Annotated in this window: 21 protein-coding genes and 1 riboswitch; of the genes, 10 read left to right on the top strand and 11 right to left on the bottom strand. The window is 72.9% G+C overall.

Annotation, left to right across the window (positions count from 1 at the left end; all coding sequences use genetic code 11):
* Positions 1-30 precede the first annotated feature (30 nt).
* Complete coding sequence (locus LPU61_RS17890) at positions 31-1,101, bottom strand: adenosine deaminase (protein ID WP_043969155.1); 1,071 nt, start codon at positions 1,099-1,101, stop codon at positions 31-33.
* Positions 1,102-1,151: 50 nt separating this feature from the next.
* Positions 1,152-1,226, bottom strand: a riboswitch (S-adenosyl-L-homocysteine riboswitch).
* A gap of 133 nt (positions 1,227-1,359) precedes the next feature.
* On the opposite strand from LPU61_RS17890, the gene LPU61_RS17885 reads away from it, so the two are divergent.
* A complete protein-coding gene (locus LPU61_RS17885) occupies positions 1,360-1,863 on the top strand; it encodes an NUDIX domain-containing protein (RefSeq protein ID WP_229405541.1) in 504 nt (167 codons plus the stop codon).
* A gap of 153 nt (positions 1,864-2,016) precedes the next feature.
* On the opposite strand, the gene LPU61_RS17880 is transcribed toward LPU61_RS17885, so the two are convergent.
* Positions 2,017-2,592, bottom strand: a complete 576-nt coding sequence (locus tag LPU61_RS17880) for a maleylpyruvate isomerase N-terminal domain-containing protein (protein WP_043969153.1) — start codon at positions 2,590-2,592, stop codon at positions 2,017-2,019.
* 334 nt (positions 2,593-2,926) lie between these two features.
* Here LPU61_RS17880 and LPU61_RS17875 point away from each other — a divergent pair, with 334 nt between their 5' ends.
* A complete protein-coding gene (locus tag LPU61_RS17875) occupies positions 2,927-3,547 on the top strand; it encodes a hypothetical protein (protein ID WP_229405540.1) in 621 nt (206 codons plus the stop codon).
* Positions 3,544-3,879 carry a transcriptional regulator gene (locus LPU61_RS17870; protein ID WP_043969151.1) on the top strand — a complete coding sequence of 112 codons (336 nt, stop codon included), beginning with the start codon at positions 3,544-3,546 and terminating at the stop codon, positions 3,877-3,879. The genes LPU61_RS17875 and LPU61_RS17870 overlap by 4 nt, the downstream gene beginning before the upstream one ends.
* Positions 3,880-4,016: 137 nt before the next feature.
* On the opposite strand, the gene LPU61_RS17865 is transcribed toward LPU61_RS17870, so the two are convergent.
* Together LPU61_RS17865 and LPU61_RS17860 are read right to left on the bottom strand one after the other, a co-directional pair.
* On the bottom strand, positions 4,017-4,751 hold the full coding sequence (locus tag LPU61_RS17865; protein WP_229405539.1) for an alpha/beta hydrolase: 735 nt from the start codon (positions 4,749-4,751) through the stop codon (positions 4,017-4,019).
* Between the two features lie 266 nt (positions 4,752-5,017).
* Complete coding sequence (locus tag LPU61_RS17860; RefSeq protein WP_229405538.1) at positions 5,018-5,377, bottom strand: hypothetical protein; 360 nt, start codon at positions 5,375-5,377, stop codon at positions 5,018-5,020.
* Positions 5,378-5,466: 89 nt separating this feature from the next.
* On the opposite strand from LPU61_RS17860, the gene LPU61_RS17855 reads away from it, so the two are divergent.
* Positions 5,467-6,333, top strand: a complete 867-nt coding sequence (locus LPU61_RS17855; protein ID WP_229405537.1) for an alpha/beta fold hydrolase — start codon at positions 5,467-5,469, stop codon at positions 6,331-6,333.
* Positions 6,334-6,387: 54 nt separating this feature from the next.
* Here LPU61_RS17855 and LPU61_RS17850 read toward each other — a convergent pair whose 3' ends face one another.
* Positions 6,388-7,098: a dienelactone hydrolase family protein gene (locus LPU61_RS17850; protein WP_229405536.1), complete on the bottom strand. Its 711-nt coding sequence runs from the start codon at positions 7,096-7,098 to the stop codon at positions 6,388-6,390.
* Between the two features lie 472 nt (positions 7,099-7,570).
* Here LPU61_RS17850 and LPU61_RS17845 point away from each other — a divergent pair, with 472 nt between their 5' ends.
* Positions 7,571-8,032 carry a phosphotransferase gene (locus LPU61_RS17845; RefSeq protein WP_229405535.1) on the top strand — a complete coding sequence of 154 codons (462 nt, stop codon included), beginning with the start codon at positions 7,571-7,573 and terminating at the stop codon, positions 8,030-8,032.
* A 230-nt stretch (positions 8,033-8,262) separates the two neighbouring features.
* Here the strand turns inward: LPU61_RS17845 and tnpA are convergent, their stop codons facing one another.
* A complete protein-coding gene (gene tnpA / locus LPU61_RS17835; RefSeq protein WP_229405534.1) occupies positions 8,263-8,688 on the bottom strand; it encodes an IS200/IS605 family transposase in 426 nt (141 codons plus the stop codon).
* Between the two features lie 25 nt (positions 8,689-8,713).
* On the opposite strand from tnpA, the gene LPU61_RS17830 reads away from it, so the two are divergent.
* The 3 genes from LPU61_RS17830 (at position 8,714) to LPU61_RS17820 (ending at position 13,012) form a co-directional block, all read left to right on the top strand.
* The gene (locus tag LPU61_RS17830) at positions 8,714-9,976 is read left to right on the top strand and encodes an RNA-guided endonuclease InsQ/TnpB family protein (protein ID WP_374199687.1); all 1,263 of its coding nucleotides are present in this window, start codon (positions 8,714-8,716) and stop codon (positions 9,974-9,976) included.
* A gap of 344 nt (positions 9,977-10,320) precedes the next feature.
* Entirely contained in the window at positions 10,321-11,997 is a 1,677-nt protein-coding gene (locus tag LPU61_RS17825) for an ABC-F family ATP-binding cassette domain-containing protein (protein WP_229405533.1), read from the top strand.
* Between the two features lie 13 nt (positions 11,998-12,010).
* Positions 12,011-13,012, top strand: a complete 1,002-nt coding sequence (locus tag LPU61_RS17820; RefSeq protein ID WP_229405532.1) for a tyrosine-type recombinase/integrase — start codon at positions 12,011-12,013, stop codon at positions 13,010-13,012.
* A gap of 4 nt (positions 13,013-13,016) precedes the next feature.
* Here LPU61_RS17820 and LPU61_RS17815 read toward each other — a convergent pair whose 3' ends face one another.
* Positions 13,017-14,750 carry an acyl-CoA dehydrogenase family protein gene (locus LPU61_RS17815; RefSeq protein ID WP_229405531.1) on the bottom strand — a complete coding sequence of 578 codons (1,734 nt, stop codon included), beginning with the start codon at positions 14,748-14,750 and terminating at the stop codon, positions 13,017-13,019.
* 93 nt (positions 14,751-14,843) lie between these two features.
* On the opposite strand from LPU61_RS17815, the gene LPU61_RS17810 reads away from it, so the two are divergent.
* Entirely contained in the window at positions 14,844-15,302 is a 459-nt protein-coding gene (locus LPU61_RS17810) for a hypothetical protein (RefSeq protein ID WP_043969142.1), read from the top strand.
* An 18-nt stretch (positions 15,303-15,320) separates the two neighbouring features.
* On the opposite strand, the gene LPU61_RS17805 is transcribed toward LPU61_RS17810, so the two are convergent.
* From LPU61_RS17805 to LPU61_RS17790, 4 genes are all read right to left on the bottom strand, one after another.
* A complete protein-coding gene (locus LPU61_RS17805; protein ID WP_043969141.1) occupies positions 15,321-16,040 on the bottom strand; it encodes a thymidine kinase in 720 nt (239 codons plus the stop codon).
* A 53-nt stretch (positions 16,041-16,093) separates the two neighbouring features.
* Positions 16,094-17,482: an MFS transporter gene (locus tag LPU61_RS17800; protein WP_229405530.1), complete on the bottom strand. Its 1,389-nt coding sequence runs from the start codon at positions 17,480-17,482 to the stop codon at positions 16,094-16,096.
* 18 nt (positions 17,483-17,500) lie between these two features.
* The gene (locus LPU61_RS17795) at positions 17,501-18,268 is read right to left on the bottom strand and encodes a glycerophosphodiester phosphodiesterase (RefSeq protein ID WP_229405529.1); all 768 of its coding nucleotides are present in this window, start codon (positions 18,266-18,268) and stop codon (positions 17,501-17,503) included.
* A 79-nt stretch (positions 18,269-18,347) separates the two neighbouring features.
* Positions 18,348-19,121 carry a 1-acyl-sn-glycerol-3-phosphate acyltransferase gene (locus tag LPU61_RS17790; protein ID WP_043969139.1) on the bottom strand — a complete coding sequence of 258 codons (774 nt, stop codon included), beginning with the start codon at positions 19,119-19,121 and terminating at the stop codon, positions 18,348-18,350.
* A 188-nt stretch (positions 19,122-19,309) separates the two neighbouring features.
* Here LPU61_RS17790 and LPU61_RS17785 point away from each other — a divergent pair, with 188 nt between their 5' ends.
* Positions 19,310-20,719: a cytochrome ubiquinol oxidase subunit I gene (locus LPU61_RS17785; protein WP_229405598.1), complete on the top strand. Its 1,410-nt coding sequence runs from the start codon at positions 19,310-19,312 to the stop codon at positions 20,717-20,719.
* The last annotated feature ends 13 nt before the right edge of the window (positions 20,720-20,732 follow it).

Genomic DNA, 20,732 nt, shown 5'->3' with positions numbered 1-20,732 from the left:
CCGGCCGACCGCTGCCGGCACCGGCAGCGGTCACCGGTGATCTCCCGCGGTCGGACTGGTCGTCGCCGTCGCCCGGCCAGCGAACGCCTGGAGGTAGTCGTCGATCTCGGCCAGCACGGCGGTCTTGCCCGCAGCGTCGAGGAACGAGTACCGCACGGCCTGGCGGGCCAGCTCCGCGACGCCGTGCTCGTCGAGGTCGAGCAGGTCTGCGGCCACCTGGTATTCCCTGTTCAGGGTGGTGGAGAACATGGGCGGGTCGTCGGAGTTGACGGTGACCGGCACGCCGGCGGCCACCAACTGCGGCAGCGGATGCTCGGCCAGCGACGGCACCGAGCGGGTGCAGGCGTTGGAGGTCGGGCACACCTCCAGGGCGATGTCGTGCTCGCGCAGGTGCGCCATCAACTCGGGGTCGCGGGCGGCGGCGATGCCGTGGCCGATGCGTTCCGCGCCGAGATGGCGTACCGCGTCCCACACGGTCTGCGGGCCGGTCGACTCACCGGCGTGCGGGACGCTGCGCAGCCCGGCTGCCCGCGCGGCGGCGAAGTGCCCGGCGTAGCGGGCGCGGGGGATTCCGGACTCCGGCCCGCCCAGCCCGAAACTGACGAGCCCGTCCGGGCGCTGCTTGAGCGCCACCTCCAGGGTGACGTCGGCGCCGGTCATCGTGGGCTCGCCCGGGATGTCGAAGCACCAGCGCAGCTGGATGCCGTGGTCACGGGCGGCCCGCAGCCGGGCGTCCTCCACCGCCTCGCAGTACGCCTCGGCCGGGACACCACGCACGATCGACGAGTACGGGGTCAGCGTCAGCTCGGCGTACCGCACCGACTGGGCGGCCAGGCCGGCGCCGATGTCGTAGGTGAGCGTGGCCAGGTCCTCGGCGTCGCGGATCAGGTCCACCACCGACAGGTACACCTCGACGAAGTGCGCGAAGTCGGTGAACGTGAAGTACTCGGCCAGCAGCGCCGGGTCGGCCGGCACCCCGGTGGTCCCGGCGTGCCGTTCGGCCAGCCGCGCCACGGTGTGCGGTGTCGCCGACCCGACGTGGTGGACGTGCAGTTCCACCTTGGGCAAGCCGGCGATGAAGTCAGTCAGGTCCGTTGCCATTGCACAACCCTCACCGTGCGAGTGATCCGCCGGAGGGACGGCAGCCTCCCAGCGGGAGGCGCCCTTGGACCAAGGAACAGGCCGAGCGTGGCGGATGGTCATCCGTCGCAGCGCCTCTCGACCCGCAACGGCACGCTAACAAGAGCGCTCGGTGACGACAACCCTCCGCGACGGGCCGGGGCTGACCGAGGTGCAGGCGGGCGGTTGATAACCTGCGGCAATGCCGATCATGCGCCTCGTCGCCGCTTCCGACACGGCATGACGCCGCACCTGCGTCCCTCCGTCCGCGCGATCGTCCTCGACGAGAACGACCGCATCCTGCTCTGCCGGTTCGTCTTTCCCCACCCGGTCGTGCCGGAGCAGTCGAAGGCCGTCTGGGCGGCCCCGGGCGGCGGCGTCGAACCCGGCGAGGACCGGCTGACGGCTCTGCGCCGTGAACTGCGGGAGGAGACCGGTCTGGCGATCGTCGCCGAACCGCCGCACGTCTGGCACCAGGAAGTCGTGGCCGCCGACGTCGCGCCGGGTTTCGACGGCGTCATCAACGACTACTTCCTCGTCCGCACGAACCATTTCCAGCCCCGCGGTGAGCTGACAGACGACCAACTCGCTGCGGAGAACCTGGCCGCGTTCCGGTGGTGGCAGCTCTCGGAGGTCGCCGCCCACCGGGGACCTGAGCTGTTCTCGCCCCGCGACCTCACCACACCCCTGACAGCGCTTCTCACCGCGGGAACGCCGGACCAGCCGGTCCAGCTCGGCCTCTAGTCCGGACCGTGTTCGCCGGTTCTGAGCAGGTGGTCCGCTGGCTCCGGGGCCGTCACGGTGGGCAGGTGCCGACCCTGGCGAATGCAGGAACCGGCGTCGGTTCCTGCGCGAGGATCGTGCTCGTCAGGCCCGATGCCTGATCGGCCGATGCGGTCAGGGCAGCGCGGCCTGCCACGTCCACGAGGTGCGGCGGGGCCGACCGTCGAACTCGGCCCGCCCCGTCATCCACAGCAGCACCTCGGCCGGCGGGCCGGGCGGAGCGTCCGGGAACAGCCGGGTCAGCACGGCGGCGGCGGGCGCGGCGGGCGGCTGCCAGTCGACGTGTAGGCCCCGGGTGATGTCGTGGGTGTGCAGCAGGGTCTCCGCCACGCCCATGGCGGCGAACCCGGCCGGGTCGCAGGGGCCGAAGTGCCAGGCCCGCACGCCCGGGTCGGCCGCGTCGACGGCGGTGGCGAGCAGGTCACCGCAGGCCGCGACGACGGTCAGCACCTGGGCGGGCGTCGCGGTGGGGGAGACGCGCAGGTCGAACGGCAGGTAGCCGTCGGCGGGCCGGCCGGCCAGCTGCCCCGCGTACGCGAGCAGGTCGTGCGCCACGTGCGCCGCGGTTGTCCAGCAGCTCCACTCCAGCGTCCCTGCCGGCACCGTCCAGTCGGCGTCGGTGTGTGGCCCGAGGACCCGGCCCATCTCGCCGATCGCGGCGCGCACGCCCGCCCCACCCGTGTCCGTCATGCCCCGACCGTGCCATCCGTCGTCCCCGCCGACAACTTCGCTTTATTAGCGCATTACCGGTAACACTAATCCGATAATTTGATGCGGCAAAAGGGGCGAATCACCTGCGCACCATAATGACAGTTATGTGCGCGTCGGCGTCATGCATCCCGCGGGCCGACGGATGCGGTGGTCAACGAGCCGCCGGGTGTGCCGGCGCTGCCGGATGAGCGCGAACTCGGCACTAGCGCCAATAGGTTTGCTGTGGAAACCTATTGGCATGACTACTGAGCCGGTTGCTGCCGGTGGCGATCCCCGCCGACTGCTGTCTGACATTCGCTCTCTGGCGCACCAGGTGCGCCTCGACCAACGGATGACCTGGGTCGCGCTGCTGGTGCTGGGCGCGGTGACGCTCGCCGGAATCCCGTTCGACTGGCTCGCCATGACGGTGCGCTGCCTCCCCGACACTAGCTGCGAGTTCGCGCGGCGGGGCGTGCTGTTCTACTGGCCCTCGGCGCTCCTGCTGGCCTACACGGCGATCGCCGTCTGCTATTCGCGGGCCGCCCGGTCCCGGGGCCTGGGTGCCCGGACGTTGCCGTACGCGATCGTCGGCGCCGCGACGACTGTCGTGTTCACCGCCGCGTGGGTAGCCGCAGCCCTGTACTTTCCGCATCACCCGCTGCCGTACCAGCCGCTGCCGTACTGGTGGTTGGTCCTGGACCGGTTGGTCTCGCCCTGGGGCATGATCGGGATCGCGCTGGTGGTGCTGGCCCGGATCGAGCGCAACATCGGGCTGCTGCTGTTCACCCTCGCCTACCTGGCCCTGGTGCTGCTGGTGCTGCCGACGAACGAGGGCTGGGGACTGGCCGGCTGGGGAATTCAGGCCCGATTCGCGGCACCGCAAGTCGTCATCGGCGCGCTGTTGCTGCTCGGCGCGGCCGGGTTCTTCAGCGCAGCCCGCAGGCGGCAGCGGTGACGGCGACGATCGGCACCCCGGGCCCAGGGCACCCGGTCACCGGGCTGGACGAGGTGGTGCACCAGCGGGCACGGCTGGGCATCCTGACCATCGCGCACGAGGCCCACCGGGTCGAGTTCGGCTACCTGCGCACCCACCTCGAGCTGACCGCCGGCAACCTCTCCAAGCACCTCAGCGTGCTGGAAACGGCCGGCCTGATCGAGATCCAGAAAGGCTACGAGGGGCGGCGCGGCCGGACCTGGATCACCCTCACCGCCGCCGGAGCCACCGCGCTCGCCGACGAGATCGCGCGACTCAAGCAGCTCATCGCGCGCGTCGAGACGACCAACTGACCGTAGCGTCAGCTGACAGACCCGAACAGGACCGGGTCTGCCAGCTGACGCGATCGGGCGGTTGCGCACCTCTGCTGTGGCCACCGCTATGCAGGAGGGCCGGCGGCCCGTACGGCCTTCTACTGTTCTGGCGGCGGCTAGCGCAGGTGCCGGGCGAAGAACCCGGCCGCGTCCTCCCCGGCGAACTGCGGGACACCGGTGTGCCCGCCCATGTTGGCGTGCAGCGTCTTCTCCGTGGAGCCGAAGGCGTCGAACAGGTCCAGGGCCGCTTGGCGGTCGTTGCCCTCGTCGTCCCACTGCAGCAGGACATGCAGCGGAATGGTGACCTGTCGGGCCTCCTCGAACATGGCGCGAGGCACGAAACTCCCGGCGAAGAGGCCGGCGGCCACGATGCGGGGCTCGACCACCGCAAGCCGGATGCCGACGGAGATCACGCCACCCGAGTACCCGACCGGGCCGCCGATCTCGGGCAGCGACAGGAGGGCATCCAGGGCGGCCTGCGTTTCCGGGACCGCCCTGTCGACGAGCGGGAGGACGAGGGCATCGACGATCTCGTCGCTGACCGGCTCGCCGGCCTCCAGCGCCCGGCGCAGGTCGGCGCGGGCCTGCTCGACGGCGGCCCACCGGGGTCGGTCACCGCTGCCGGGAAGCTCGATGGCCGCCGCGGCGAAGCCGTCCGCCGCGGCGCGCCGGGCCCGGGCCACCAGACGGGGGTACATCTTGCGCAGTCCGAGCGGAGGGTGGCCGAGCAGGGTCAGCGGGACCGGCGCGGATGCGGATGCGGGTGTCCACAGGATGCCGGGGATCTCGCCGAGGGCGATCTCGCGTTCGAGGACGCCGTCGTCGAGGCGCTGTTCAGTAGTGAATCGCATGGTCGTGCCTTTCGGGATCGCTCGTAACGGCGCTCCCGGACGACCTACCGCCCGACCGTGGCCCCGGAGGGGAGCACCCATGTCGAAACGTTCACGGGTACCACCTCCTCGGTCTCTCGCACGGCCTCCCGAAAGCTAGCAGCGGTCGCTGTGACCCGCCAACGTGTTTCTGCCGTGCTCCCGAAGGACGAAATAAGGATCCCGGCGGGGGATGAGCTCCCACCCCGACCGAAACCGCCCCGTGGCCCCCGACGCCGGGAGCCACGTCAATCCCCCAGGGTGAAGGTGTGGGTGAACGTGATCGGCGGGACCGTGATGGTGAGGTCCCGCAGTTCGCTGCGGCCGAATGCCATCGTCCATCGCTGCCATCGGCGGGCTGCGGCTGCCCCGTACGAGGGGTGGACCAACTCGCCGGCGTCGCTGGAGGCAGTGACGCTGACGGTGTCGATTCCCGACAGTTTCCAGGCCCCTTGCTGGAGTACGCCAGGTCCGTCCACGTCGACGATTTCGACCACCGTCGACAGCCCGTGCAGGCCGTCGACCAACCCCCAGTGCGTCACGGCGATGGTGCCGACACGACCGAGGATGGCCGGTGGACGGATGAGACGAGGCGCGGAAATCGTCATGGATCACACGATAACGACCCGCCGAACCGGGTCAGGGGCGCCACGGCGCGCACGCCCGGTATCGGAACGATCCCACTACGCTCACGTCCATGACCGAAGCCCTGATCGAGGCGGATGACGGCACGCGGCTACGGACCTGGACCGCAGGCCCGACGAACCCGCAGACGCTGCCTCTGGTGATGCTGCACGGCGGCCCCGGGATCCGCGACTATCTGGCCCCGGTCGCCGGCATCGTCGACGACCGGTATCTGGTGCACCGCTACGACCAGCGTGGCACCGGTGGGTCCTCCTGGGCCGGGCAACACACGATCGCCCGCCATGTGCGCGACCTGGCGTCGTTGCTCGACGCGTGGGGGCACGACCGGGTGGTGCTGGTCGGGCACTCGTTCGGCGCCCACCTGGCCAGCTACTTCCTGCTGGCGCAGCCCGATCGGGTGGCCGGGCTGGTGCAGCTCGCCGGGCCCTTCCTGGAGCCGTGGCGGGAGGCCGACCGGGCAGCCCAGCGGGCCCGACGCACCGACGCGCAGCAGACCAGGCTCGACGCGCTCGAGGCGGTGGAGTCCCGCACCGACGCCGAGGAGATCGAGTACCTGACGCTGTCGTGGTGCACCGACCACGCCGACCGGGACCGGGCATGGGAGTGGGCGTCGGCGGCGGCGCGGACGCTGCGGCCCGTCAACTACGCGATGAACCACCAGCTCAACGCGGCGGCGAAGACCGACCCGCTCGAATCGCGCGTGGACGAACTCCGTGAGCGGCTACCGCCCGACGCGATGATCATCGGCGGTGCCGGGGACAGCCGCCCCGCCGATGCGCTGCGCCGTCTGGGGGCACGCCTCGGCTGCGAGGTGACCGTCGTGCCGGACGCGGGTCACCATCCCTGGCTGGAGGCACCGGAGCGGTTCGCCGCGGTGTTCCGCGCCGCAGTGGGCAGGCAGGCCCGTCGGGGCGGTTGATCAGGCCGCCCGCCCCGGACCGGCGGCCGGTCCGGGGCGGGCGGCGACCGTCGGTCAGTGCGGCGGGGGCGTGAGGTGCCGGGTGAAGAACCGGACCGCGCTGTCCAGTTCGTGTTCGGGCAGCCGGTCGCCGTGCCGGCCCGGGTTGGCGTGCAGGGTCTTCTCGGTGGAGCCGAACGCGTCGAACAGGGCGAGGCTCTGCGCGCGGGGGACCCGCTCGTCGTCCCACTGGACCAGGAACTCGACGGGCACGGTGATCCGCGCGGCGGCCTCGGCGGCGGCGCGGGCCGAGGCTCCGCCCAGGCCGAGGACCGCCGCGCGGACCCGGGGTTCGGCGGCCACGAACGGCACGCCGAGCCCGCAGCCCAGCGAGACGCCCCAATAGCCGACCGGCCCGGGATCGAGGTGGTCCAGGACGGCCCGCCATTCCGGTACGGTCTGTGCGGCGACGAGCGCCTGGAAGTCGGCGAGCAGGGGTGCCGGGTCGTCGCCGATGTCGGCGCGGGCCCGGATCTCGGTGGCGATGCGCTGGTAGCGGTCGTCGCTCGGGCGGTCGCCGTGGTTCGGTGCGTCCACCGCGACGGCCGCGAAACCGCTGGCCGCGAACCGGTGGGCGCGGTGCACGACGGCGGGGGCGGTCTTGTGTTGGCCGCCGCCGTGGCCGATGAGGATCAGCGGGCGAGGGCCGGTAGTGGTGCTGTCGGGCGGGGTCCACCGGACAGCGGGCACACCGTCGACAGTGAAGTGTTCTTCGTGGATGCGCATGCCGAATACGCGCCTTTCAGGGATGCCTTGTGCGGGCGCTCCCTAGGCCATGCGGGGGAGGGAGCCCCGACCGGTCGCAGCGTTGATCGGACTCACCTCCTCGGACAGTGCTCGTGCACGGCGGGGTGACCGTATCACCCGCCCGTGCGCGAGGATGGGACCGTGGGTGAGGAACAGCGATTGGCCGGCGGCAACACCGGCGGCGCGGTCCGCATCGGCGACACGGTGCGGCGTACGCCGGGGGCGTGGACGTCGTCGGTGCACGCGCTGCTGCGGCACCTGGAGACGGTCGGCTTCGACGGGGCGCCCCGGGCGCGGGGCTTCGACGAGCACGGGCGGGAGGTCCTGTCGTTCCTGCCCGGGGAGACGGTCGGCTTTCACCCGGCCGTGGCCGGCCTGGGCGCACAGCGACGACGCGCTGCGCCAGGTCGCGCGGTGGCTGCGGGACCTGCACGCCGCGGTGGCGGGCTTCGTGCCGCCCGCAGGGGCGCGGTGGCGCGAGGGCGGCGTCTGGCGGCCGGGCCTGATCGTCGGGCACAACGACGCGGCCCCGTACAACGCGGCCTGGGCCGACGGGCGGCTCGTCGGGTTCTTCGACTGGGACCTCGCGGCCCCGGTCACCCGTGAGTGGGACCTGGCGTTCACCGCGTTCGCGTGGGTGCCGTTGCACGCCCGGCACGTGGTGGCCGCCGAGGGGTTCACGGCGTTCGCGGACCGGCCCCGGCGGCTGCGGCTGTTCCTCGACGCCTACGGTCACGCCGGGCCGGTGGGGTCGTTCGTCGAGGTGGTCCGCCAGCGGGTGGCCGCCTCGGCCGAGGGCATCCGCCGCACGGCGGCGGCGGGCGACCCCGCGTACCGGACGATGGTCGACCACGGCGTCGACGCCGCGCTGGAGACGGCGGTGCGGGAGCTGGCCGACTTCCCGACCGGGTGAGGCGGCACCGGGGTTGACACGGTCGGCTCGCCGAGCAGTTGCTCGGCACCAACTCCGTCCCGCGGTGATCCACATGGACGCCCCACCTCGACGGCGACGACTTCTACGCCGCGTTCGACGTGCCCGGGGTGGACCCGGACAGCATCGACTGCACCGTCGAGCGCAACGTGCTGACCGTCCGACCACCTCGAGGCGGGTGACCGGGGTGAGGGCCCGCGCTGGGAGGGCCGTCAGGCCCGAGCAGTGCCTTGACCTGGCTGGTTCTGCTGCTCGATGTACTGCTTCACGATGCTCAGCGGTGCGCTGCTGACGGACCCTGCGTAGTACGAGCCGGACCAGAGTTTGTTGGCCTGGTAGTAGTGGGGCACGAGGTCGGCGAACTCCTGCCGCAGCCGCCGTGAGGACACGCCCTTGGGTGGGTTGACCAGCCGGGCCACGGCTACCTTGGGCGGGTAGTTCACCAGCAGATGCACGTGGTTGCTCTCGCCGTTGAACTCGACCAGTTCCGCCTCGCAGGCGTCCCGCATGATCTGCCTTATCCGGGTCAGGTGCCGGTCGTTGAACACCTTGTGCCGGAACTTCGTCACGAGGACCAAGTGAACGTGCATCATGAAAGTGCAGTGTTTACCCGTGCGAATGTCTGCGGGATCGACCATTAACCAGAATGGTAAATTAGCGATCGTGCAGCTCCGTTACCAGTTTCGCGTCTACCCGACGCCTGACCAGCAGATCGAGTTGGCGAAGGCGTTCGGGTGCGCGCGGGTGGTGTTCAACGATGGGTTGCGGTTGCGTCAGCAGGCGCGCGAGCAAGGGCTTGCGTACGTCTCCGACGGGGAGTTGTCGCGTCGTGTGATCACCGAGGCGAAGCTGACGCTGCAGCGGTCCTGGCTTGCCGAGGTGTCGGCGGTGGTGTTGCAGCAGGCCCTCGCGGACCTGAACACCGCGTACCGCAACTTCTTCCACTCGCTGTCCGGCAAGCGCAAGGGCCGCAAGGTCGCTCCGCCGAGGTTCCGGTCGCGCAAGGACAACCGGCAGGCGATCCGCTTTACCAAGAATGCCCGGTTCAAAATCCTCGACAACGGCCGCCTGCGGTTGCCGAAGATCGGCGACCTGGAGGTGCGCTGGTCGCGGACCCTGCCGTCCGACCCTTCGTCCGTCACGATCATCAAGGACGCCGCGGGGCGGTACTTCGCCTCGTTCGTTCTCCAGGCGACCGACGAGGCGTTGCCGCCGGTCGAGTCCGAGGTCGGTATCGATCTGGGGCTGACCCACTTCGCCGTGCTCTGCGACGGCACGAAGGTCGCCGCCCCGAAGTTCCTGCGTCGCGCCGCCCGCAAGCTCAAACGACTGCAACAGGCCCTCTCGCGCAAGCAGCGCGGCAGCCAGAACCGCAGGAAGGCCGTGATCAAGGTTGCCAGGGCCCACGCCCGGGTGGCCGACACCCGGCGGGACTGGCAGCACAAGCTGTCCACGGCGATCATCCGCGACAACCAAGCGGTGTACGTCGAGGACCTTGCCGTTGCTGGACTCGGCCGGACCAGGCTCGCCAGATCCGTGCACGACGCTGGTTGGGCCGGCTTCACCAGCATGCTGGAGTACAAGGCCGCGAGGTACGGGCGCACCTTCGCCCGGGTCGACCGGTTCTTCCCGTCCACCCGGATGTGCTCCGACTGCGGACGGATCAACGAGAAGATGGCGCTCGACGTGCGAGCGTGGGACTGCTCGTGCGGCAGCCACCACGACCGGGACGTCAACGCCGCCAAGAACATCAGGGCCGCTGGACAGGCGGACCTCAACGACCGTGGAGCGCACGTAAGACCGGGACCCGTCCCGGCGGTGCGCAGAGAAGCGGTAACCCACCCGAACGCCGCGTGTTCCACACGCAGCGTGGAGGGAATCTCCGTCCTTCAGGACGGAGAGGATGTCAAGACAACGGGGTGCTGACCCTGCGCATCCCCGTGGCCGAGCGGGCCAAGCCCCGCCGGGTGGCCATCGCCACCGGCAGCAACGGCCACCGGCAGATCGACGCCTGACGGCACCCGTCGCGATCAGGGCACCCCGCGTCGGGTGCCCTGATCGCGACGACACGTAAACCGGTCGCGGACGGCGGCGGGGGATGCCAGACTCGACGACGTCCCCGCAGCCGAGACACCGGAGCCGACCAGCACATGTGATCCCGCAGGCCGCGGCCGGGCCGACCGCCCCGCCGCCACGCGCACCGACCGGCCGCCCGTCGTGGGCGTCCCGGCCCGCCTGCCGTCCCGCGGAGGATCACCGTGTTGAAGGTCGTGTCCGTCAGCTTGCAGTACGACGCCGAGCCGCTGTTCACCGGCGTCGACCTCGTCGTCAACGCCGGTGACCGGGTCGGCCTGGTCGGCCCCAACGGGGTCGGCAAGTCCAGCCTCCTGCGGGTGCTCACCGGGGCCGAGCCGCCGTCGACCGGGCACGTCAGCCTCGCCCCCGGTACCCGGATCGGCTACTTCGCCCAGCAGCCGCCCGACCCGACGGTCACCGTCGGGCAGTTCCTCGCCGCCGGCCTCGGGGAGCTGGGCCGGCTCGACCGGCGGCTGCGGACCCTGGAGCGGCGGCTGGCCGGCGGGGACACCACCGCCCTGGACGCCTACGGCGAGGCCCAGGACCGCTTCGCCGCCCTGGACGGGTGGCGGGCGCAGGCACGGCTGGCCGAGGTCCGCCAGCGACTCGACGTGGCCGGCCTGCCCGACGACGCGCCGCTGCACCGCGTCAGCGGCGGCGAGCAGGCCCGGCTGACCCTGGCCCGGGTGCTGCTGGACACCCCGGACCTGCTGATCCTCGACGAGCCGACCAACCACCTCGACGCCGACGGCATCGCCTGGCTCGGCGGCTGGCTGGCCGCGTTCGGCGGCGGCGTGCTGGTGGTCAGCCACGACCGGGCGTTCCTGGACCGCACCGTCACCCGCGTCGTGGAACTCGACGGCATCCACGACACACCGCAGACGTACACCGGCGGGTACACCGACTACCGGGCGGAGAAGACCCGCCGCTGGCAGCGGCTGCTGCTGGACTACGAGGCGCAGGAGAAGACCCACCAGCGGCTGCTGGCCGACATCGCGCGCACCAAGGAACACGCGCGCGGGGTGGAGTCGACGGTGCGCCGCGGCCTCGGCGCCGACCAGGCGCGCCGCTACGCGAAGAAGGTCGCGCGTAAGGCCACGGCGCGGCAGCGGCGGCTACGCCGGCAGATGGACTCGCTGCGGTGGCTGGCGCAGCCGCAGACCCGCCCGGCGCTGACCCTGGCGTTTCCCGACCCGGCCGGCGACGACGGCCGGGACGTGCTCGCCGCGCGGGGCCTGGCCGCCCGCGCCGGCGACCGGCCCCTGTTCGCGGGCGTGGACCTGCGGGTGCGCGACGGCGACCGGGTGCTACTCACCGGCGACAACGGCGCCGGCAAGACCACGCTGCTGCGTATCCTCGCCGGCCTGCGCGAACCCGACGCGGGGGAGGTCACCTGCGGTGCGCCGGTGGCGCTGCTGCCGCAGACCCACGACGCGCTGCGCACCGACGTCCCGGTGCTGACGTGGTTCCGCTCCCAGGTGCCCGTGTACGTCGACGAGGCCGAGCGGCTGCTCGACGCGCACCTGTTCGGCCCGGAGCAGTGGGACCAGCCGCTGCGGCTGCTGTCGGCCGGGGAGCTGCGCCGGCTGCTGCTGGCGGTCATGGTGAACGGTCCGGCGCGGGTGCTGCTGCTCGACGAGCCGACGAACTTCCTCGACTTCGACTCCCTGGACGTGGTGGAGGAGGCGCTGCGCGCGTACCGGGGCACGGTGGTGCTGGTGACCCACGACGTGTGGTTCGCCGACGCCGTCGGCTACGACCGGTGCTGGCGGGTCACCGGCGGCGGGGTTCACGAGGAGCCGGCCGGCGGCGGGCGGCCGGGACGGGAAAGCCCTCGGGCGCGCCTCACCGCCGACGCGCGCGGAGACTGAGAACCTTTCACCCATGCTTCGTCCCGAGTTTCCGGTGCTGCCGCGTGGCGCGGCCCGGCCGGCCCTGCGCGGGGCCGGTCCGGGCGACTTCACCGAGGCGTGGCTGCGTAACCGCCGGTTGTCCGAGCACACCCGCGACGCCTACCGGCGGGACGTGGCCGGCTGGTTGGCGTGGTGCCGGGCCCGGGAGCTGGACCCGCTGCGGGCGAACTTCCTCGACGTCAACGCCTACGGCCGGGAGTTGGAGGCCACCCCGGCGGCGCGCAGCGGCCGGCCGTTGACCCCGGCGACGGTGGCCCGCAAGCTGTCGGCGCTGTCGAGCTGGTACGACTTCCTGGTCAAGCTGCGGGCGGTGGAGGCGAACCCGGTGGCCGCGGCGGACCGGCCCCGCGTCGACCGGGACCACTCCTCGACGATCGGGTTGACGCCGCAGGAGGTGGATGCGCTGCTGGCCGCGGCGCAGGCCGAGACCGGGCCGACGGCGGCCCGGAACCGGGCGGCGGTGGCGTTGCTGGCCGACCTCGGGTTGCGGGTGGGGGAGCTGGTGTCGTTGGACGTGGCGGACCTGGGCGCGGAGCGGGGGCACCGCAGTGTCCGGTTCGTCGGCAAGGGCGGCAAGCCGCGGCGGCGGGCGCTGACCCCGTCCACGGCGTACGAGGTGGACGCCTACCTCGCGCAGCGGGCGGCGGCGCAGGGGGTGGGCGCGCACGAGGTGACCGGGCCGCTGCTGGTCACCGCGACCGGCGCGCGGCTGGACCGGCACTCGGTGTTCCGGCTGGTGCGTCGGCTGGCCCGCGTGGCGGGCATCCCGGCGTGGGAGAAGTTGTCGCCGCACTCGCTGCGGCACGCGTTCGCCACGACGGCCCGCGCGGAGGGGGTGCCGCTGGAGGACGTGCAGGACGCGATGGGGCACGCGGACCCGCGGACGACCCGCCGCTACGACCGCGACCGGCACAACCTGGACCGCGACCCGGCGTACGCGATCTGGGCGGCGCGGGCCCGCCGGCGCGCCTGACCCGTCAGCAGAGCAGGTCGAGGTGGCGGTGGGCGTCGGCGGAGATGTCGTCGTGGCGCAGCCGCCGCCGCGCCCACAGCTCGGCGGCGACGCGGGCCTGCTCGTCGCCCCACGCGGCGTGCTCGACGAGCAGGGCGCAGGTCAGCGCCGCCGCCAGGCGTAACGCCAGCGCGCGGGCGCCGGCGACGACGTCGGTGGCGCGCGGGTCGGCGGTGACGTCGGCGAGGGCGGCGGTCAACTGGCCGGTGACGTCGGCGAGGGTGTCGGCCAGGGCCGGCGACAGCGGCCGGGCCAGGTCGACGGCGGCGGCGAGGCGGCGCAGCAGGGGCGCGTCGGCGTTCTCGCGGGCGACGGCGCGCAGCACGTCCAGGGCGAGCACGTTGGTGGTGCCCTCCCAGATCGGCAGGACCTGCGCGTCGCGCAGCAGCCGGGGCACGCCGGTGTCCTCGACGTACCCGGCGCCGCCGAACGCCTCCACGTATTCGCTGGCGCAGGCCACGGCGAGGCGGCCGGTGGCGAGTTTCGCCAGGGGCGCGACGACCCGCAGCTCGGCGGCGGCGTCCGCGTCGGCGTCGGTCTCGACGCGGCCGAGCAGCGCGAACGCGTGCCCGGCCAGGGCGAACGCGGCGGCGGCGTCGACGGCGAGCGCGCCGAGGGTGGCCCGGTGCAGCGGGCTGTCGGCCAGGCGTCCCCCGGCGACGGCGCGGGCGGTGGCGTAGGCGCGGGCGTAGTCGAGGCCGCGGCGGATCCCGCCGGCCGCGGCGGCGGCGTTGTGCACCCGGGTCACCACCACCAGGGTCATAGCCCGGGCCAGGCCGGGCACCGCCGGGTCGCCCAGCGGCAGCGCGTACGCGTCGGTGAGGCCGATCTCGGCGGTCGGCAGCGCCCACGTGCCCAGCTTGTCCTTGAGCCGGTGCACGGTGACGCCGGGGGCGGGCGCGTCGGCGGCGGCGGTGACCCCGGCCAGGGGCGAGTCGGCGGCGTAGCGGGGCACCAGGAACGGGGCGAGCACGCGGCTGCCCCGCCCGGCGCCCTCGGGGCGGGCCAGGGCCACCGCCATCGGCGCGTCGGCGGCGGAGCAGAACCACTTCTGGCCGGTGAGCCGCCACGACCCGTCGGCGGCGGGCCGGCCGACGGTGGCGGACCCGGACAGGTCGGAGCCGCCCTGCGACTCGGTCATCCACTGCCCGGACACGATCGCCGTGTCGGGGTCGGTGGAGGTCAGCCGGGGCAGCCACGCGTCGCGCACGGTCGCGTCGACGTCGGGCAGGCTCAGCAGCGCCGCCGCGCCGTCGGCCATGGCCACCGGGCAGGAGAACGTGGCCGACTCCGGCCCGTACAGGTGCAGCAGGGCGTGTTGGACGACCCGCGCGCCGGCTCCCCACCGCTGCCGCGCGGACGCCTGGTAGGGCAGGGCGACCACGGCGTGGCGGGCGGCGGCGGCGCGTTGGGCCTGCCAGCCGGCGGACGTGTCGATGCGGTCGACACGCGCGCCCCACCCGTCGTAGCGGACCAGGACCGGCGGGTGGGCCTCGGCGTCGGCGTGCGCGGCGCGCAGCGACCCGGCCACGTCGGCGGCCAGGTCGACCAGCCGGGGCTGCGCGGCGTCGTGCCCGGCGGGGCCGAGCAGGCGGCGCAGCCAGGACCGCAGCAGCCGGTCACCGGTGTACGGGTCGTCGGGGGTGGGCACCGGCTGCACGTAACGGGTCATCGTCGCCTCGCCTCCGCGGGTTGCCATCCGTGTGCCGCCGACCGTAGACGATGCGGCCGGGCGGGGCGACCCGGGGCGAGTGCCTGCGCGGCGGCGGCGGGTGGGCCTACGGTCGACGTGATGGGCAGTGAGCAGCCGTGGACGCGGCCGGCGCGGCGGGGCCGGCCGGCACGCACCGGTCTGCTGGCCGCCGGCGCGGGGTTGGGGCTGTGCCTGGTGGGGGTGGCCGGGCTGGGCGCGTGGAACGTGCAGATGCTGGCCGGTGCCGGCGACCAGGTCCGCGACGGCGCCGACGGGTTCCTGCGGGAGGTCGCCGCGGGCGACGTGGAGCGGGCCTACGAGCGGCTGTGCGCGCAGTCGCGCAGCCGGTGGAGCGCGGTCGGTTTCGCCGGCTGGGTGCGCACGCCGCCGGTGGTCACCGGCTACGAGATCGTCGACGTGTCGGTGCGCACCAAGGGGGGCCGGCCGACCGGGACGGTGCGGGCACGGCTGACCCGCGACGGCGGCGCGGGCGAGGACCGCACGGTGACGATGGTGAAGGAGGACGGCCGGTGGCGGGTCTGCGGTGACCCGTTCTGAGGCGCTGCCGCCGGCGGGTCAGTCGCGGGGGCCCAGCTCACCGGCGCGGTAGTGCCGCCGGCACAGCACCTGGTAGCGCACGTCGGCGGTGTCCACGGTGTCGCCGATGACGACCTGTTCGCCTTCGCGGACGACCCGGCCGCCGATGACGCGGGCGTTGAGCAGCCCTTCGCGGCCGCACCAGCACAGCACCTCGACCTGGATGCGGGCGACGGAGTCGGCGAGTTCGAACAGCCGCCGGGCGGCGGGGAACAGGCTGGACCGGAAGTCGGTGGCCAGGCCGAACGCGTACACGTCGACGTCGTCGTTGTCGACGAGGTCGGCCATTTGCTCGATGTGTTCCAGGTTGTAGAAGGACGCCTCGTCGCAGATGAGGTAGTCCACGCGTACCCCGTCGGCCCAGGCGTCGCGGACCAGGTCGCGCAGGTCGAGGCCGTCGGTGACCTCGATCGCGGCGTGGGCCAGGCCGATGCGGGTGGTGACCTGCGGGCCCAGGGACCGGTCGATGCGGGTGGTGACCAGGCCGCGGCGGCCCTGCCGGGCGTGGTTGTGGTTCATCTGCAGGGCCATCGTGGACTTGCCGCAGTCCATCGGCCCCCAGAAGAACCGCAGGGCGGCGGCGTGCAGCGGCCGGCCGTCGGCGCCCCGGGTCGCGGCGCAGCCGCGGCGGGGGTCGTCGTCCGGGCCCGGTAGGGGCCGGGCCAGGCAGATCGGGGTGGCAGCGGCGTCGTCGGTCACGTCGGGGCAGCCTAGCCGATCGAGCACCGCCGATCAGTCGGGTGCGTGTCGGCCTACAGCACCCTCGGCGGGGTGTTGCCGGCGGCGACGATCGCGCGGCGGATCGGCACGGCGGCCAGCAACGCGAACCCGACCACGAAGAAGATCAGCAGGGAGACCAGGCCCACCCGGTAGGAGGCGGTGAGCTGGAACACCAGCCCGAAGGCGAGGGGCCCGAGCCAGCTGGTGCCCTTGTCGCTGATCTCGTAGAAGCCGTAGTACTCGCCCTCCTTGCCGGCGGGGATGAGCTGGCTGAACAGCGACCGGCTCAGCGCCTGGCTGCCGCCGAGGACCAGCCCGATGCAGCCACCGAGGATCATGAACGGCAGCGGCGCCTCGGCGGGCAGCCGGAACGCGGCGATGATCACGCCGGTCCACAGCACGAGGCTGAGCAGCACCGTCTTCCACGCCCCGATGCGCCGGGCCAGCGCGCCCAGGGCCAGGGCGCCGCCGAAGGCGAGGAACTGCACCAGCAGGATGGTGGTGATCAGGGTGCTCTGCCCCAGCTTCAGCTCCTCGGTGCCGTACTGGCTGGCGAGGGTGATCACGGTCTGGATGCCGTCGTTGTAGACCAGGAACGCCAGCAGGAAGAACAACGTCAACGGGTACGCCTTGACCTCGCGCAGGGTGCGGCCGAGCTGCCGGAACCCGTCGGTGAGCACGTTGCCGCCGCCGGCCGGCGCGGCGACCGGCGGGCGCTCACGCAGCCAGCGCAGCGGCACCAGGGTGAACGCCGCCCACCACACGCCGGCCGACACGATCGACCAGCGGGCCAGGTCCAGGGTGCGCTGCGGGTTGCCCTCCTCGGCGAGCATGGTCACCGCGACGAGGTTCGCGGCCAGCAGCAGCCCGCCGCCGAGGTAGCCGATGGCCCAGCCGCGGCTGGAGATGCCGTCGCGTTCGTCGGGGCCGCCCAGCTGCGGCAGGAACGAGTTGTAGACCACCACGGCCGCGCCGAAGGCGATGTTGGCCACCAGGAACAGCGCCCCGCCGAGCAGGTACCGCTCGCCGGTGACGAACGCGAACGCGATCGTCGCGCCCGCGCCGGTGAACGCCGCCGCGCCCAGCAGCCGCTTCTTGTGCGCCGACCGGTCGGCCACCGCGCCGACCACCGGCAGCACGAACACGGTCAGGAACACCGACAGGGAGATCAGGTACGGGTAGTAGGAGCCGGCGGCGACCCGGATGCCCAGCGGGTGCACGTACCCGTCGCAGCGCTCGGCGCCCAGCGCGCAGCCGGCGGCCAGCTCGGTGACGGTGGTCAGGAACGGGCCGAGGAACACCGTGATGACGGTCGTCTGGAACGCCGAGTTCGCCCAGTCGTAGAGGTACCAGCCGCGCCGCTCGCGGGCGGTGCTGGCAGGCGGCGGGGTCGCCACGTCGGGGGTGACCGTCTCGGCCATCGGTTTCCTCCGCCGATCTCAGGCGGCCCAGTGGCCGCGGCTGCGGTAGACGTCGCGCAGCACGCCGACGTGATCGGTCATGATGCCATCCACACCAAGATCAAGTAACTCGTGCATCTCGGCAGGTTCGTCGATCGTCCAGACGTGCACGTGCAACCCCAGCCCGTGCGCGTACGCCAGGAACCGGCGGTCGACCACGGGCAGCCGGCCGTAGCGCGGCGGCACCTGCACCGCCACCACCGACGGGTGCAGCCGCACCGGCCGCCCGTGCAGCGACGCCACCCGCAGCCGGGCCACCCCGCGCGCCCCCAGACCCGTGGCGACCCGCCCGCGCGTGGCCGCCCGCAGCCGGGCCAGCCGGGCGTCGCTGAACGAGGCCAGCAGCACCCGGTCGCCGGCGGCGACCCGCTCGAGCGCGGCGACGGTCGGCGCGACCGCCCCGTCGGCCTTCACGTCGACGTTGAACCGCACCTGCGGCCACGCGCCGAGGACGTCGTCGAGGCGCGGCACCACGGCGGCCCCGCCGACGCGCACCGACGCCAGGTCCGCCCAGCGCAGATCCGCGATGCGCCCCGGCTGCCCGGTGACCCGCCGCAGGGTCGCATCGTGGAACACCACGGCGACCCCGTCGACGGTGCCGTGCACGTCGGTCTCGACGTACCGGTAGCCCAGGCCGACCGCGCGGGCGAACGCCTCGACGGTGTTCTCGTCGCCGTGGGCCGCGCCGCCGCGGTGGGCGAACGCCAGCGGCGCGGGCGCGTCGAGGTAGGCGGAGGGGGAGGGCACGCCCGGCAGTATGCCCCGCCGGGGCCGACGCCGGATGGCCGGCAGGTGAGCGGCCCGCCACGCCGACGCATCAGGCGCGTCAGGGCAGCCGGCGGCGGTGCGCCCGGGAGGTGTCGACGGGACGGCCCGGGTCCACGTGGCGCGGCACGTCGGGCTCGTCGGGGCGCAGCGGCACCAGGGCGTCGGTGATCGCGTCGATGATCCGGTCGGTGACCCGCCGGGCCGCGCCCGGCGCGTCGGCGGCGACGTCGCCCAGCGCGACCGGGTCGCCGAAGTGCACCCGCACCACCGGCCGCCGCCACACCGCCCGGGCCACCGCGCGCAGCATGCCCTTCGGCGCCCGGTACGGCAGCACCTCGTGCGAGCCCCACTGGGCCACCGGCACCACGGTCGCGCCGCTGGCCAGGGCGAGCCGGGCGGTGCCCGTCTTGCCGCGCTCGGGCCACAGGCCCGGGTCCAGCCCGATGCGGCCCTCCGGATACACCAGGATCACCGACCCGGCGGCCACGGCGCACGCCGCGTCGTCCAGGGCCCGGTGCACGGCGGCGGTGCCCCGGTCGACGCGCAGGTGCCCGGCGCGGCGCATCGCCGCCCCCAGCAGCGGGGCGCGGAACAGCCCGCCGGTGGCCATGAACCGGGGGGAGACGCCGCGGGCGCGGCAGGCGGCGGCCAGCACGAGCGGGTCGAAGGGGCTCAGGTGGTTGGCCGCCAGGATCAGCGGCCCCCGGCGTCTCCCGTCGGGCACGTCGCCGGTGACCTCGAGGCGGGCCAGGGCGCCGACGACGGCGCGGGCGAGCAGCTGGGCGCCGCGCCAGATCAGGGGCGGGCGCCAGCGGGCGGTGGGCGTGTCCATCAGCGGTCGATGGTCGCACGCCCACGCCAGGCCCGGGGGACAGGGGAGTGCGCCGGCGGGGGCCGCCCGGCCGAGGTGATCAAGGTCATTGGTCCCGGGCCCGGTCGGGACCTCCGCCCCTGCCGAACCGTCTACGACGACGAGTAGTATCTACTACGTCTCGTAGTATGAAAGGCTGGGGGTTCCAGGTGGACGCGTTGGACGTCGCCCGCTGGCAGTTCGGTGTCACCACCGTCTACCACTTCCTGTTCGTGCCGCTGACCATCGGCCTGTCCGTACTCGTCGCCATCCTCCAGACCATGTGGCACCGCACCGGCAACGAGCGCTACCTCAAACTCACCAAATTCTACGGAAAACTCTTCCTCATCAACTTCGCCATGGGCGTCGTCACCGGCATCGTCCAGGAATTCCAGTTCGGCATGAACTGGAGCGACTACTCCCGCTTCGTCGGCGACATCTTCGGCGCACCCCTGGCCATCGAAGCCCTCGTCGCCTTCTTCCTCGAATCCACCTTCATCGGCCTGTGGATCTTCGGCTGGGACCGACTGCCCAAACGACTGCACCTCGCCGCGATCTGGGCCGCCGCCATCGGCACCAACCTGTCGGCCTACTTCATCCTCGCCGCCAACTCGTTCATGCAGAACCCCGTCGGCTTCCGGATCAACCCCGACAGCGGCCGCGCCGAACTCACCGACTTCGTCGCCGTCCTCACCAACAAGGTCGCCCTCGTCACCTTCCCGCACACCCTCGCCGGATCGTTCCTGGTCGCCGGCTCCCTCGTGACCACCGTCGGCCTCTGGCACGTCATGCGCAACCGCGGCAGCGCCGACACCGACGCCTACCGCTTCGCCACCAGGTTCGGCTCCTGGGCCGTCCTGATCTCCTCGACCCTCGTCCTGCTCACCGGCGACATCCAAGGCAAGATCATGACCGAGGTGCAGCCCATGAAGATGGCCGCCGCCGAAGGCCTCTACACCACCGAGAGCCCCGCCTCCTTCTCCGTGCTCACCGTCGGCAGCCTCGACGGCAGCCGCGAGGTCTTCGCCCTCAAGATCCCCTACCTGCTGTCGTTCCTCGGCACCGGCGACCCCAACGGCACCGTCCAGGGCATCAACGACCTCCAAGCCCAATACGCCACCCAGTACGGCCCCGGCAACTACGCCCCGATCATCCCCGTCACCTACTGGAGCTTCCGCTTCATGATCGGCTTCGGGCTCGCCGCCGCCGCGATCGCCCTCCTGGTCCTCTGGAGCCAACGCAAGGGCCGCACCCCCACCAGCCGCTGGCTGCTCCGCGCCGGCCTGGCCATGCCCGTACTGCCACTGCTGGCCAACTCCTTCGGCTGGATCTTCACCGAAATGGGCCGCCAACCCTGGATCGTCTTCGGCGAGATGCTCACCCGCAACGGCGTCTCCCGCACCGTCTCCCTCACCGAAGTCCTCACCTCCTTCACCGCCTTCACCCTCATCTACGCCACCCTCGCCGTCATCGAATTCAAACTCCTCCTCCGCTACGCCAAAGCCGGCGTACCCGACCTCACCCCCGAACCCGAACCCACCGACGACGACACCGAGCGCCCGCTCGCCTTCGCCTACTGACCCGGAGCCCCAC

The organism is Micromonospora sp. NBRC 110038, from assembly GCF_020884815.1.
Classification (GTDB): Bacteria; Actinomycetota; Actinomycetes; order Mycobacteriales; family Micromonosporaceae; genus Micromonospora; species Micromonospora haikouensis.
This window is presented reverse-complemented; position numbering and strand designations above follow the sequence as displayed.